This is a genomic window from Aurantiacibacter odishensis (assembly GCF_003605195.1).
GTDB lineage: Bacteria > Pseudomonadota > Alphaproteobacteria > Sphingomonadales > Sphingomonadaceae > Alteraurantiacibacter > Alteraurantiacibacter odishensis.
The window spans coordinates 419526-433537 of record NZ_QYOS01000024.1; the positions used below are offsets into that span (position 1 = coordinate 419526).

13 protein-coding genes are annotated in these 14012 nt (G+C 65.6%); all 13 read right to left on the reverse strand.

Annotation, left to right across the window (positions count from 1 at the left end; translation table 11 throughout):
* Positions 1-11: 11 nt before the first annotated feature.
* The 13 genes from puhE to bchF are packed head-to-tail and all read right to left on the reverse strand — an operon-like array spanning position 12 to position 13990.
* A complete protein-coding gene (gene puhE, locus D4Q51_RS11345) occupies positions 12-800 on the reverse strand; it encodes a putative photosynthetic complex assembly protein PuhE (RefSeq protein WP_120077859.1) in 789 nt (262 codons plus the stop codon).
* Complete coding sequence (gene acsF, locus D4Q51_RS11350; RefSeq protein WP_120077860.1) at positions 794-1867, reverse strand: magnesium-protoporphyrin IX monomethyl ester (oxidative) cyclase; 1074 nt, start codon at positions 1865-1867, stop codon at positions 794-796. The genes puhE and acsF overlap by 7 nt, the downstream gene beginning before the upstream one ends.
* Positions 1864-2151, reverse strand: a complete 288-nt coding sequence (locus tag D4Q51_RS11355; protein WP_120077861.1) for a hypothetical protein — start codon at positions 2149-2151, stop codon at positions 1864-1866. The genes acsF and D4Q51_RS11355 overlap by 4 nt, the downstream gene beginning before the upstream one ends.
* A complete protein-coding gene (gene puhC / locus D4Q51_RS11360) occupies positions 2148-2654 on the reverse strand; it encodes a photosynthetic complex assembly protein PuhC (RefSeq protein WP_120077862.1) in 507 nt (168 codons plus the stop codon). Before puhC ends, D4Q51_RS11355 begins: the two co-directional genes overlap by 4 nt.
* The gene (gene puhB, locus D4Q51_RS11365; protein WP_120077863.1) at positions 2651-3280 is read right to left on the reverse strand and encodes a photosynthetic complex putative assembly protein PuhB; all 630 of its coding nucleotides are present in this window, start codon (positions 3278-3280) and stop codon (positions 2651-2653) included. The genes puhC and puhB overlap by 4 nt, the downstream gene beginning before the upstream one ends.
* Positions 3271-4032, reverse strand: coding sequence for a photosynthetic reaction center subunit H (gene puhA, locus D4Q51_RS11370; protein WP_120077864.1), 762 nt, complete (start codon positions 4030-4032; stop codon positions 3271-3273). The genes puhB and puhA overlap by 10 nt, the downstream gene beginning before the upstream one ends.
* A 22-nt stretch (positions 4033-4054) precedes the next feature.
* The gene (locus D4Q51_RS11375) at positions 4055-5437 is read right to left on the reverse strand and encodes a BCD family MFS transporter (protein WP_338068472.1); all 1383 of its coding nucleotides are present in this window, start codon (positions 5435-5437) and stop codon (positions 4055-4057) included.
* 44 nt (positions 5438-5481) lie between these two features.
* Positions 5482-6183 carry a magnesium protoporphyrin IX methyltransferase gene (gene bchM / locus D4Q51_RS11380; RefSeq protein ID WP_120077866.1) on the reverse strand — a complete coding sequence of 234 codons (702 nt, stop codon included), beginning with the start codon at positions 6181-6183 and terminating at the stop codon, positions 5482-5484.
* On the reverse strand, positions 6183-7079 hold the full coding sequence (bchL, locus tag D4Q51_RS11385) for a ferredoxin:protochlorophyllide reductase (ATP-dependent) iron-sulfur ATP-binding protein (protein ID WP_120077867.1): 897 nt from the start codon (positions 7077-7079) through the stop codon (positions 6183-6185). The genes bchM and bchL overlap by 1 nt, the downstream gene beginning before the upstream one ends.
* A 13-nt stretch (positions 7080-7092) precedes the next feature.
* Complete coding sequence (locus D4Q51_RS11390) at positions 7093-10641, reverse strand: magnesium chelatase subunit H (protein ID WP_120077868.1); 3549 nt, start codon at positions 10639-10641, stop codon at positions 7093-7095.
* Positions 10631-12160, reverse strand: a complete 1530-nt coding sequence (gene bchB, locus D4Q51_RS11395; protein ID WP_120077869.1) for a ferredoxin:protochlorophyllide reductase (ATP-dependent) subunit B — start codon at positions 12158-12160, stop codon at positions 10631-10633. The genes D4Q51_RS11390 and bchB overlap by 11 nt, the downstream gene beginning before the upstream one ends.
* 4 nt (positions 12161-12164) lie before the next feature.
* On the reverse strand, positions 12165-13463 hold the full coding sequence (locus D4Q51_RS11400) for a ferredoxin:protochlorophyllide reductase (ATP-dependent) subunit N (RefSeq protein ID WP_120077870.1): 1299 nt from the start codon (positions 13461-13463) through the stop codon (positions 12165-12167).
* Entirely contained in the window at positions 13460-13990 is a 531-nt protein-coding gene (bchF, locus tag D4Q51_RS11405; RefSeq protein WP_120077871.1) for a 2-vinyl bacteriochlorophyllide hydratase, read from the reverse strand. The genes D4Q51_RS11400 and bchF overlap by 4 nt, the downstream gene beginning before the upstream one ends.
* Between the last annotated feature and the right edge of the window lie 22 nt (positions 13991-14012).

The following is a 14012-nucleotide window of genomic DNA, read 5'->3' on the forward strand; positions in this document are numbered from 1 at the left end:
TTCCCCCCCGTTCAAAAGGTCTGCGTATCGTGGCCGCGCGCCGGGATGGCCCACTTCCACAAGGCCCCATCGCGGAACGGCAGGGCGAGAAAAAGGTGCTCGAGCGCGCCGAGCGCCGCGAGTGCGAACAGCAGGCTGGCACCGGCTGCCTCTGCGCTACCCGGCGCGGCCTGTAGTGCGGCCAGTCCCAGCCAGGTCGCCAGCGCCACATTGCCGATCACAGAGGCGACAAGCAGCGGGTGCAGCCGGCGCGGGCCGAAATAGCTTTGCAGGTAGGCAAGGTGCGGCGGGATGATCTCGGTGCTCATGTTCGGCACGCCGACAAAGATGTTGAGCTTCGTGCTCAGGCGCAGGACGAACAGCAGCAGGAACACCATGGCGCCGACCTGATTGGGGGCGGACCAGGTGAGCGCAATCAGCACGAGCGCGGTTAGCGCTAGTGCGATCTCATGCCAGGCCATCGCCGCGCTGGCATGGCCGAAGCGGTCCCACCCCCTCGCATCGGGCGGGCAGGGTTCCCTTCGCGGCCCGGCGATGGCACCTGTGAGGAAGCCGATCTCGTGCCAGGCCCAGATCAGGATCGCCCCTGCAAAGGACAGGTAGACCGCGCCGAGCGATACCGTGTGCATGGAGGCAACGACAGCCACCAGGCCTGCAACACCCGCCACGCCTGCCCAGGCGAGGCTGCGCGGGAAAGTGGCCCGCTCTCGGTTGTCGAGCCAAGCGATAAGCCCCGTGGCGAAGAACCACATCGCAATCGTCGCCACCACCGGCAGGATATGGCCGGACCAGCTTACCATGCAGGCTGGAGCCGGATCGTTTCGGGAAGTTCGTTCTTCCGGGCGCGGTGGAAATACATCGACGCAAAAGCCGCGCCTGCACCGGCCATGCCGCCGACACGTTGCAGCGCGCCGAGCAAGCCGCCGCGTTCCTTGCCAGCTTCGATCCGCTGGTTGGCAGCCAGCAGGCGTTCCATCTTGCGGCGGAAGCGCGGATCGTCGATATCCAGTTCCACCGGGAAGACCTGCTTGCAGATCTGGTTGCAGATCGAGAAGACCTTGTAGTCGTAGTCTGTCGGATCGATCCCCAGCGCGGCGTGAAAGACCGGGCGGTTGTGATCGCGCACGTACATCGTCGCGTAGACGGACAGGATGAAGAACCGCACCCACAGCTTGTTATGGCCGCGCAGCAGCTTCGGGTCGGCGCGCATCAGCATGGCAAAGGCCTCGCCGTGGCGAAACTCGTCGTTGCACCATTCCTCGAACCAGTTGAAGATCGGGTGGATGCGCTTGTCGGGGTTGGCTGCCAGGTGCCGGTAGATCGTGATGTAACGTGAATAGCCAATCTTTTCCGACAGGTAGACCGCGTACCAGATGAATTTCGGCTTGAAGAAGGTGTATTTCTTCGTGCGCGTCAGGAAGCCGAGATCGATGCCGATCCCTGCGTCCTTCAGCGATTCATTGATAAAACCGGCGTGGCGGCTTTCATCGCGGGCAAGCAGCTTGAACAGCTGCTTCACGTCGGGGTTCTTCGTGCGCCGGGCAATCTCGGCATAGAGGACGCAGCCGGAAAATTCCGCCGTCAAAGAGCTGACGAGGAAATCGATGAACTCGGCGCGCAGTTCAGGCTCCAGCCGGTCGATCGCGCCCTTGAAGCTGTCGTCTTTCCTGAAGTGCTTCTTGTTCGGATCGCCGATCATCTCTTCGATCAGGGCATCCCATTCTGCGCGCACGGGGCTTACGTCGATGGCGTCCAGTGCATCGAAATCCGTGGTGTAGAAGCGGGGCGAGAGCACGGTTTCGTGCGTTGCCATCGCCATCGTGTCGGCGCTGGATGTGGGCGTGGGAAACTTCGTTTGTGCGTTCATCGCACCCTCCCTGGGTTGAAGCTGACTTCGTAGAGTTCCTTGAGGTCGAAATAGGCGGCAAGGCGGGTCCAGGCGCGGCCCAACGTCCCGGCGCGGGTGACGGTTGCCATGCGTTCGAACACCGCCGTTTCCCCGAAGGCGATCTGGATGGGGGCGCCATGAACGCGAACCCGGTCGCCGGGCGCGATGGCCACTTCGCCGGCCAGTTCCACGTGGGCGTGGAAATGCTCTTCGCTCTGTTCCACCGCGATGCGGCAGGGGATATCGAAGGTGCGCGGGCTCATTGCTGCGTTCCTTCCGGAAGCAGGGCGGCAAAGGTTGCGCGATTGTCCGGCCCGAAAGCGCCGAGCTCGACACTGCGGCCTGTGGCCTCGTCAGTCAGGGAAAGCGATCCGTCCTCCCAATAAGTCAAAGCGAACGGTGGCGCGGCGCCGATGCCTCGCATGCGCCGGTCGCGTGCGAGGCCCCGCAAGACACCGCGAACGAAGCCGCCGCCAGGCGTTTCGCTGGCGAAGATAGCCACTTCTTTCCTGGTTCCGGCGTCGGCAATGCGCACGCTGCCATCGGAAAGATCCGCAAAGGTCAGATGGCGGATAGCGACAGGCTCGATGTTCGCTTCAGCCCTTGCGACAGCAGGCACGGCCTCACGATCCAACACGCCTGCCGATACCAGAGCCGTCATCGTGATAGATGCGAATACCAGGCCACCTGCAAGGAACAGCGCCGGGCGCGGCACTGTGTTCTCGTGGCTGTGGCCATGCCCATTATGATGCGCGGCGTGGGTCATGCGGCAGCTTCCCTTGGCGGAGTTGCCATGCCGCCGCGCTGCTGAGGCGCGGTTTCGCCCGTCGCGTTCGGCACGACGTCGGCGCAGGTCCGGCGCAGGATAGCGGCAACTTCAGCCGCATTCGGCAGCGCCCGCAGCATCGGCTGGGGATCACGCAGCCGCACTGGCCGCGCGTGAGGCCAGAGTACGGCATAGCCGAGCCGGTGCTTGCCGGTCAGTTGCAAAGCGATGTCGCCGTTCTCTCCGCCGTGCTCTCGCAGGCTCGCAGAGCCGATCAGCGAAAGGGGCAGGTTGATGCACTTGTTCAGCGCCACGCCGATGCGCAGCACGACCCGGCGGTTGGTAATGGTGTAGACCGTCGTCTTGCCGACACCCCAGGCGAACAGGTTGAGCAGGCCAAGAACCACCGCCCCGCTGATCGCGGTCATCCCCGCTCCGCCCACGCTGCCGCTGACCAGCGCCAGCGCGGCAAGCAGGGTGAAGTAGAAGGCGATCCAGCGGGTGTAGAGCGCGCTGCGGGCGAAGACCCGCCAGTCCGGCGCGCCCTGCCACACGATATGCTCGCCTTCTGGCAGGTGACCCGGTAGCCCGCGGATCGGCTCGTTCTCGTATTCGGTTACAGCCACGGTTCCTGCCTTCCCTGGTTGGCATAGAGGTAGCCGCCGCCGAAGTAGGCGACGATGCGTTCTTCCTCGTAGCGGGTGATGCTGTCTGTCGCGGCAAGACCGGGCACGCCGGTGAAGTGCGCGGCGTTGATGGCATCGATGGAAACGTGATCGCGCCGCACCAGCGCCATGGCCATCGGCGCAAGGGCCGTGCCTGCACCGGTGTCGATGGCAAGGTAGCGGATGCAGTGTTCGGCCCGGTCCACCCACAGGTCCGTCACGGTGCCAGCCTTCATGCCATCGGCGGCCATCACCGGCAGGCCGCGCGGATCGGTGCTGAGCGGGGCGATGGCGAAATCGGGTAGCGTCGACATGGGCACGATGCGGGGCAGTCCGTGGGCGTCGATATCGGGAACACGGGCGCGTTCGGCGTAGGCGGCAGGGCCGATGCCGTCGTCCAGCGGGTTGCCGGTGGGCGTGTAGGGCGCGCCGCCGAAATTCTCGCGCCGCTTGGCAGCAATGTCCACCTTCTCGCGGCCCTGCGTGGGGGCAGTCACCGTTCCGCGGCCGTGCGGCAGCTTGAACGACTTGGTAGACGCGGTGGAGAGCGGTCCGCCGGGCGACTCCACTGCGCCGGTCAGCTCGTCCTCGAGGGGGTAGCCCTCTCGTCGATCCTCGCGCCGGAGGTAGAAAATGAGTGCGATGAAGAACAGCACGAAGGCGTAAAACGCCATCTCCGCCACGTCGATCGATCCGACAATATTCTCGTTCATTGTTCTTTCCTTTCCCGCAGGGTCACGTGGGGAACTCGGTCAGCCCGAAACGGGGCTGCTGGGTGTGGTCGGCGTTGCTGCGGTCGCGTCCCACCAGGGGGCCGATCACCACCAGGGCAATCAGCAGGAGGGCGATTTCGATGGTGTAGACAGTGGCGTAGCCGGTCGCCCGGTCGCCCACGGCGGCACCAAGGCCGTCCGCCACTGCAAAGGTAGAAAACACGTCCCGCAGGATGCCGCCTGCGGCGATGGCGAGGCCCGCACAGGTCGCCTGCACCGCGCCCCACGCGCCAAGCGCGACGCCGCCGGTCCCTCTGGAGGAAAGCGCCATGGCCGCAACCAGCGTGCCGACCGAGAACAGGCCGACGCCGAAGCCGATACCAATGGCCCCAGTGGCCAGCATTCCCGGAACGTCGAACGGCGCGGCAAAGATCACCAGCAGGAAGGCGGCGATCCCGGCCGTTATCCCGTATCCGGCCATGCGCAGCGGATCGGCGCCGTCGTTCATCCGCCGCGCGGTAAAGGCGAAGCCTGCCAGCGCGCCGAAGGCCCATGCGCCCGTCAATCCGGTGGTGGCGCCGACCGTGAGGCCCAGCACTTCGCCACCGTAAGGTTCCAGCAGGGCGTCCTGCATGGCGAACGCCGCAGCGCCAAGGCCGATGGCCGTCAGCAGTCGGCGCGTATCAGGCTCTGCCGTGAAGGCAGCCCAGACTTCGGCAAAGGGAGGGCGCGGGGTATCGCGAGACGCGACAGCGGCGCTGCGTCCCTCCTGCTTCCACAGCGCGGTCATGTTCAGCACCAGGGCCAGCACGGCCGCGCCCTGGATAACCTGCACGAGGCGGGTGGGCGTGAAATTTGCAAGGATGGTGCCGATCACCAGCGCGGCCAGCATCATGCCCGCCAGCAGCATGACGTAAAGCAGCGCGACGACGCGGGGCCGTTTTTCCGGCGGGGCGAGGTCGCTGGCGAGAGCCAGCCCGGCCGTCTGCGTCGTGTGAAGGCCGGCTCCGGCGAGTAGGAATGCGAGGATGCTCGCGGCAAGTCCGAGAGAGAAGTTCTCGGGACGGCCCAGCAGCAGCAGCGCGAACGGCATGATCGCTAGGCCGCCGAACTGCATCAGCGTGCCGAACCAGATATAGGGAACGCGCCGCCAGCCCAACACGGACCGATGCGTGTCCGAACGGTGGCCGATGGCGACGCGGAACGGGGCGAGCAGCAGGGGCAGCGCGATCAGTCCGGCGACCAGCCAGGCGGGCGTGCCCAGTTCCACGATCATCACGCGGTTCAGCGTGCCGTTGAGCAGCACCATGGTCATGCCCACGCTCACCTGGAACAGCGAGAGGCGCAGCAGTCGGGGCAGACGAAGATCGGCGCTCGCCGCATCGGCAAAGGGAAGCCAGGCCACAGCGACCCTGCTCCATCGTGCCGAAAGGGGAGCGCCCTGGTTCATCAGCGGCGCACCAGTTCGAGAGCGTGCGACTTATAGAAGCCGCTGGAAACGCGGTGGCTGCGGCCAATCTGCCAGTCGTTGAGACAGGCCAGTCGCTGGCGGAGGTCGTCTTCGGCAATGGGCACGATGGCGGGGGAGCGATCCGAGCGGGGGAACAATTTGCCCACGCGGTGCATCGCGCCGAGCATCGGAGTGTAGGGCGCAAAGGTGAACAGCAGTGAGCGGCGGCAGTTGGCGGCCAGCGCGGCGACAGCATCCACAATGTCGGCAGGCGAATAGTGGATCAGCGAATCCATCGCCACGACGTGATCGAATTCGCCCAGCGCGGGATCGAGCATATCGCCAACGCGCCAGTCGATGCGGCCATGACCGAGGAAGGTGCCGGACCGCTTGCGCGCGATTTCAACCAGCCCGCCCGCGACGTCGATCGCGGTGATTTCCGCGCCCCGGCAGGCCGCGTCCATGCTGAGCGCGCCGGTGCCGCATCCGGCATCGAGCAGGCGTGCGCGGCGCAGGTCTGCGGGGAGCCAGCCAAGCAGGGTGCCGCGCATTTCGTCACGCCCGGCGCGCACGGTGGCGCGAATGCCGCTGACCTTGGCGTCCGACGTCAGGTCGATCCACGCCTTCTGCGCCGTGCCGTCGAAGTAGGCGGCGAGCTTCTCGCGCTGCGTATCGTACCGGGAGGGAGCCTGCGTTGCCATTATTCGAACCCCAGGAAATCGAAGATGTCGCGGTCCTTCATCGGCTTCGCTTCCACCGGATCGACCCCGGCCCAAAGCAATGCCGCCAGCCGCAGGTATTCGTCCTGCGCAGCCTGCACTTCGGGGGAGTCTTCCATTTCGAAAAGCGTGCATTTCTTCAGGCGCGAACGGCGGATGGCGTCGAGGTCCCGGAAATGGGCCAGCCGCTTCATGTTGATGGCATCGGAGAATCGGTCGATTTCGTCGGTCTGGGCGGAGCGGTTGGCGATCACGCCTGCGAGGCGCACCTCGTAGTTCTTCGCCTTCGCGCCAATGGCGGCAACGATGCGGTTCATGGCGAAGATGCTGTCGAAATCGTTGGCGGCCACCACAAGCGCGCGTTCGGCATGTTGCAGCGGCGCGGCAAACCCGCCGCACACCACGTCGCCCAGCACGTCGAAGATCACCACGTCGGTGTCTTCCAGCAGATGGTGCTGCTTCAGCAGTTTAACCGTCTGGCCGACCACGTATCCGCCGCAGCCCGTGCCTGCAGGTGGGCCGCCTGCTTCCACGCACATCACGCCGTTGTAGCCTTCAAACATGTAGTCTTCGGGCCGCAATTCCTCGCTGTGAAATTCGACCGTTTCCAGCACGTCGATCACCGTCGGCATCAGCTTCTTGGTGAGGGTGAACGTGGAATCGTGCTTGGGGTCGCAGCCGATCTGCAGAACGCGGTGGCCCAGTTTGGAGAACGCGGCGGAAAGGTTGGACGACGTGGTCGATTTGCCGATCCCGCCCTTGCCGTAGACCGCGAACACCTTCGCGCCCTTGATCTGGTCGCGCGGGTCGAGGCCGACCTGCACCGACCCCTCGCCATCGGGCGGGGAGAACTTCGCTTTGGGGTCGAGCAGGTTCATTGGAAATTCCTCATTATTCTGCCGCTATGCCTTCCATCCGGTCCTCGAGGTCGTCGGAAGCGGCCTGCAAGGCGGCGAGCGTTTCCTCGTCCGGCCGCCACAGGTCGCGCTCGCACGCTTCCAGCAGGCGTCCGGCGACGCGGGCGGATGACTTGGGATTGAGTTCGGCGAGGCGGCGGCGCATCGCCTCGTCCAGCACGAAGGTTTCGCTGATCTGCTGGTAGACCCACGGCGCAACTTCGCCGGTGGTGGCGGACCAGCCCATGGTGTTGGTGACGTGCCCCTCGATATGCCGAACGCCTTCGTATCCGTGCTTCAGCATGCCTTCGAACCACTTGGGGTTGAGCGTGCGGGTGCGCGTTTCCAGTGCGATCTGTTCGGCGAGCGTGCGAACCTTGGCGGCGCCTTGCGTAGCATCGAGGATATAGACAGGCGCATCCTTGCCGCGCGCGCGGGAAATGGAACGGCTGATGCCGCCAAGCCCGTCAACGTACTGGTCGAGATCGGTGATCCCGACTTCGACGCTCTCGAGGTTCTGGTAGGTAAACTCCACGTCGGCCAATGCGCTGCGGAGCAAGTCGCGCTGCTGTACCGGGGTGCCGTTTACACCATAGGCGAAGCCCTTGTGTACCTCGAAGGCATCGGCCAGCTCGTCCGGGTCGGCCCAGACGCCGCCCTCGATCATCAAGTTCACGTTGGCGCCATATGCGCCCTCGTTGTTGGAGAACACGCGCAGGGCTGCGGTTTCCAGGTCGCAGGCGTGGGCGGCCATGTGCGCCAGCGTATGCTTGCGCACGAAGTTCATCTCGGCGGGTTCGTCGGCTTGGCTCGCCAGCAAGGCGGCCTCGGCCAGCATTCGGGTTTGCAGGGGGAGAAGATCGCGGAAGATGCCGGAAAGCGTCATCACCACGTCCACCCTGGGGCGACCGAGTTCTTCGAGCGGGATCAGTTCCGCGCCTGCCAGCCTGCCATAGCTGTCGAGGCGTGGGCGCGCGCCGATCAGCGTCAGAGCCTGGGCGATCTGCACGCCCTCGCTCTTCATGTTGTCGGTGCCCCACAGCACCATGGCGAGGCTTTCGGGAAAATCCGCTCCGCTGGCGCAATGCCGGGCAAGCACGCCCTCGGCCTGCATGCGCCCCTGTTCGCAGGCGAAGCGGCTGGGGATGCGGAAAGGATCGAAACCGTGGATGTTGCGCCCGGTGGGCAGCACTTCCGGGTTCGCGAGCAGGTCACCGCCGGGAGCAGGCTGTACGTAGCCGCCGTCGAGGGCGTGGATGAGCGCGGAAAGCTCGTCGCAGCTATCCAGCGCGGCGGCAAACTCGTTGGCGTCCGCGTCAGGGTTGGCTTCTGCAAAGGCGGCGAGAAGATCGCCGTGCTCCTCGCCTTGGGGCGCTTTCCCAAGAACGTGAAGGCCGTGCGGGATGAGAGTGCGTTCGAGTTCGTAGAGGTCGCCGGCAAGTGTCTCGATCTCGTGGCAATCGATGTCGAGCGCGGCGCATTGATCGGCGATCAATGCCTCCAGCGCATCGCGTTCCTCCCCTTCTTCGGAGCCGCGCCAGCGCTCCACGCTCGCCTTGAGCTCGGCAAAGCCATTGTAGAGGCCCGCCTGCGCGAGGGACGGCGTGAGGTAGCTGACCAGCGTGGCACCCGAACGGCGCTTCGCGAGAATGCCCTCGGAAGGGTTGTTGGACGCATAGAGGTAGTAGTTGGGCAGGTCGCCCAGCAGCCGCTCCGGCCAGCAATCGCCGGAAAGGCCGGTCTGCTTGCCGGGCATGAATTCCAGCGCACCGTGGGTGCCGAAATGCAGGATCGAATGCGCGCCGAAATCATCGCGGATCCAGCGGTAGAATGCGGCAAAGGCATGGGTCGGCGCGAAGTCGCCTTCGAACAGCAGCCGCATCGGATCGCCCTCGTAACCGAAGGCGGGCTGGATGCCGACGAAGACATTGCCGAACTGTGCGCCCAGCACATGGATGTGTGAGCCGTCGCTTTGCTGCCGTCCGGGGGCCGGGCCCCACTGTGCCTCGATCTGCGCCAGATGCGGCTCGCGGCGAACGTGGTCGTCCGCCGAAACGCGGGCCGCGACATTGGCATCGGCACCGAACCGCGCGGCATTGCCTTCCAGCACGGCAGCGCGAAGCGCATCCACGCTTTCGGGCACGTCCAGCGAATATCCCTCGTTTGCAAGTCGCTGAAGAGTCGCATGCAGCGATTCCCAGACGGCCAGGTGGGCAGCAGTGCCGGTGGCCCCGGCGTTGGGCGGGAAATTGAACAGGGCGATTGCAAGCTTGCGGTCTGCCCGCTCGGACCGGCGCAGCGCAATCAGGCGAACGACCTTGTCGGCCAGCGCTTTCGCCCGTTCGGGATCGCATTGCATGGCGCGCACGCGGCCTTCCGCCGCATCGCTGCGACCGCCGAAGACGCTGGGCGCGATGGCACCGTCGAGTTCCGGTAGCGCGACCATCATCGTCGCCTCCAGCGGCAGCAGGCCCTGCTTGCGCTCGTGCCATTCCTCCAGCGTCTGGAATTCGATGGCGTGGGCGGCGAGGTACGGCAGGTCCAGCCCGGTGAGGGTCTCCACCGCCGCTTCGGTATCGCTGTAGGCAGGGCCGCCCACCAGAGAGAATCCCGTGAGGTTTACTATGGCATCAACAGTCGGCCTGCCTTCGCGAACGAAGAACTTTTCGATTGCCGGACGCGAATCCAGACCGCTGGCAAAGGCGGGGACGACGCGCAGCCCGGCGGCTTCCATTGCGGCGATCGCGCCATCGTAGTGGCCGGCATCGTTGCTGAGCAAGTAGGACCGCAGCAGCAATAGGCCGACCGTGCCGTTCTCGCCCTTGCGGCGCGGCAGCAGGCGTAGGCTTTCGGAAAGCTTCTGCTCCGTGCGGGGATGATAGACGCCGACTTCGGGATATTCGCGCGGGGCATCGTGCGGCGTCATGCCGCGCCGGGTCAGCCGGTCTCCCGCCGCATAGCGATCCACCAGCGCGCGGACCATGGAGACGACATTCGTCTCCGATCCCGAAAGCCAGTATTGCAGGGTGAGGAAATAGGAACGCACGTCCTGCGCGGTGCCGGGGATGAAGCGCAGGATCTTGGGCAGGCGGCGCAGCATCTTCATCTGCCCGGCGCCCGAACTGCCGCCACCCTTGCCGTTCTTTCCCGCCTGGCCGCGCAGCTTCTTCAATAGCGCGAGCGGACCCTTGGCAGGCTTGTCCATGCGATAGTTGCCGAGCCGCGTCAGCTTCACGATTTCGCCAGCGGACATGAGGCCCAGCATGGCATCGCATTGCTCGCGCCGTTCCTGCAGTGCGGGCATGATGGCGCGCACGTGATCGTCGAGGAACAACATCGTGGCGATCACGATGTCGGCTTTCGCGACATCCTCCTTCGCCCGGTCCAGCGATGCGGGTTCGCGGTCCCAGTCGGCGGCGGCGTGGAGCGAGAGGTGGATGTTGTCCATCGCCAGCTCGTCACCAGCACGTTCCGCCGCACCCTTCAGGTGCTTGTCCAGCGTCACGATGGTGACGCGAACCCTGGGGCGGCCGCTACCGGGCATAGTGGGCCTTGGCGTCGTAGAGTGTGGTGATATCGATCGGCGCGCGATCGTTCTCGGCGGCGAAAGCTTCGGTGTTGCGCCGCGCCTTTCCGCGCACGAAGAACGGGATTTTCTTCAGTTCGCGCTCGGCCTCGTCGGTCCAGAGCGAACCGATGGCGGGCTCGTCTTGCCCCGTTACCGTTTGCTCTTTCGGCGCTCCGGCGTGCAGGTGGGAGGCCCCTGCATGGTCGGAAAATTCGAAATCCTCGCGGAACATCGTCAGCAGGTGCTCTTCCAGCCCCATCACCAGCGGATGCACCCAGCTGTCGAAGATCACGTTCGCGCCCTCGAAACCCATCTGCGGGCTGTGGCGGGCGGGAAAGTCCTGCACGTGGACGGGCGAGGAAATCACCGCACAGGGCAGGCGCAGGCGCTTGGCGATGTGCCGCTCCATCTGCGTGCCCAGCACCAGTTCGGGAGAGGCCGCGGCGATGGCGTCTTCCACGGCGAGGTGATCGTCGGTGATCAGCGGCTCCACGCCGTGCTCTGCCGCCGCTTCGCGCAGTTCGCGGGCGAATTCGCGGTTGTAGCAGCCGAGTCCGCAGACCTCGAAACCCAGTTCGTCCCGCGCAATGCGGGCGGCGGCGATGGCGTGGGTGGCATCGCCGAAGATGAAGACCCGCTTGCCGGTAAGGTATGTCGAATCGACAGAGCGGCTCCACCACGGCAGGCGAGAGCCGTCACCGTCAAGCGCAGGGGAGGGGTCGACTCCGGCCAGCGCCGCCACCTCGCGCACGAATTCGCGGGTTGCGCCAACGCCGATGGGCACTGTGCGGACAGTCGGCTGGCGGAAGGTCCGCTCCAGCCAGCGCGCCGCTTCCATGCCCGTTTCGGGATAGAGCACCACGTTGAAATCGGCGGCTCCCAGCCGGGCGATGTCGGCAGGCGAGGCACCCAGCGGGGCTACGCAGTTCACCTCGACGCCCAGCGCATCGAGTATCCGCCGCACTTCGATCACGTCGTCGCGGTGGCGAAAGCCAAGGGCAGTAGGGCCGAGGATATTGGCGAGCTTGCGCTGGCCCCCGCGCGGCGTGATCGACGGGTCCGCAAGGTGGCGCACCACCTGGTAGAAGGTTTCCGCCGCGCCCCAGTTCTCCTTGCGCTGGTAGCTGGGCAGCTCCAGCGGGATGACCGGGCAGGGCAGGTCCATCGCCTCGCACAGGCCGGCGGGATCATCCTGGATCAGTTCCGCCGTGCAGCTGGCGCCCACCATCACGGCCTGCGGCTGGAACCGCTCGATCGCGTCGCGGGCGGCATCCTGGAAAAGCTGGGCCGTATCCTTGCCGAGATCGCGCGCCTGGAAGGTGGTGTAGGTGACGGGCGGGCGCTTGCCGCGCCGCTCGATCATGGTGAACAGAAGGTCGGCGTAGGTATCCCCCTGCGGCGCATGGAGCACGTAGTGCATCCCCTCCATCGCGGTGGCAACGCGCATGGCCCCAACATGGGGCGGTCCTTCGTATGTCCAGACAGATAGCTGCATCGCCCTATACCCTCAGCACGTCGCGCCGCCTGAGCGGGCGTGCGAAAAGTTCGGCGAGGTCGCCTGCCTGGTCGAAACCGTGGATGGGAGAGAAGACGAGCTCGATCGCCCACTTCGTGCTCAGACCCTCCGCCTCCAGCGGATTGGCAAGGCCGAGGCCGCAGACGGTGAGATCGGGCCGGTCGGCGCGCACGCGGTCCAGCTGGCGCTCGACGTGCTGGCCTTCCGATATGCGAGCCGTTTCAGGCAGCAGTTCCAGTTCGCGGCCCAAGATCCGGCGGTTGAGATAGGGCGTGCCGACTTCCACCGGGACCATGCCAAGTTCCGTCGCCAGGAACCGCGCCAGCGGCACTTCCAGCTGCGAGTCCGGAAGGAAGGTGATGCGCTTTCCTTCCAGCCGTTCGCGGCTGTGCGCGATGGCGCGCTTCGCGCGTTCGCGGCCGGGCGCGATCACGCGGTTGAAATGCATCTCGTCGATGCCGAACGCCTCTGCGGCGGCGCGCAGCCAGTCGGTCGTTCCCTCTGCGCCGAAGGGCAGCAGGGCATCGAGTTGGCGGGCACCGCGCCCTTCCAGCGCCATCGCCGTTTCGGTGAGGAAAGGTTGGGCTAGCAGGAAACGGGTATCGGGCCCCACTGCGGGCAGGTCTGCCGCGTTGCGGGCGGGCAACACGCCGACCCGCGTAATGCCAAGCTCGCCAAACAGGCGCAGGAACTGGTCCTCCACCACGTCGGGAAGGGTGCCCACCACCAGCAATTCGGCAGGCGATCCTGCGGGGAGGGCAGGCATTTCCGGCACGAGCGCGGCAAGGCAGGCATCCTCGCCCTCGGTGAACGTCGTCTCGATGCCGCTGCCCGAATAGTTCAGGATTTTCACCTGCGGCGCATAGTGCGCGCCCAGTCGCTCCGCCGCCTTCGCAAGGTCCAGCTTGATGACTTCCGAAGGGCATGAACCGACGAGAAACAGCGTGCGGATTTCCGGACGGCGCTCCAGCAGGCGGGTGACCACACGGTCCAGCTCCTCGTGGCAATCGGCCATGCCGGCAAGGTCGCGTTCCTCGATGATGGCGGTGGCAAAGCGCGGCTCTGCAAAGATCATCACCCCGGCGGCGGATTGCAGCAGGTGGGCGCAGGTGCGCGATCCCACGACGAGGAAGAAGGCGTCCTGCATCTTGCGATGCAGCCAGACGATCCCGGTCAGCCCGCAGAACACCTCGCGTTGTCCGCGCTCGCGCAGCGCAGGTGCGCAATCGGCGCCGCCAACCGTGGCCGGGGCGGGAGAGAGAGGGACAGCGCCGATGCTCATGCCGTTACCGCAATCGGCTTGGCAGCCTGCAAGCGCGCAGTGCGCAGCTTGAGCAGGAATTGCGCGGCGTTGATGACGTAGGTGGCATAGGCGGCGAGCGCCACCATCATGCGCTGCTCCACCGTTCCCAGCGCGCCGACCAGCATCACCAGGTAGGCGGTGTGCAGCGCCAGCACGAGCATGGAGAAAACGTCTTCCCAGAAGAACGGGCGGGCAAACAGCCAGCGGCCGAACACCACCTTCTCCCAGATCGAGCCAGTGATCATGATGGTATAGAGCGCGGCGGTCTTGGCGACGATGGAAAGATCTGCCGCCCACTCGCTGGTCCCTGTGGAAAGGAATCGCAGTACGACGACCAGGCTGACAGCAAAGATCAGGAACTGGACCGGGGCGAGAACGCCTTGAACGATGGTCCAGGGGGAATCGTCGCGCCGCCGCCGCTCTTCCGCGGTGTAGAGCGCCCCGCCTTTCTTCGCGATGCCGCGATCCGAAATCGCCGCCCGCGCCTTGGCATCATTCCCCGTCATACCATGCGTTACCTCCGCTGGT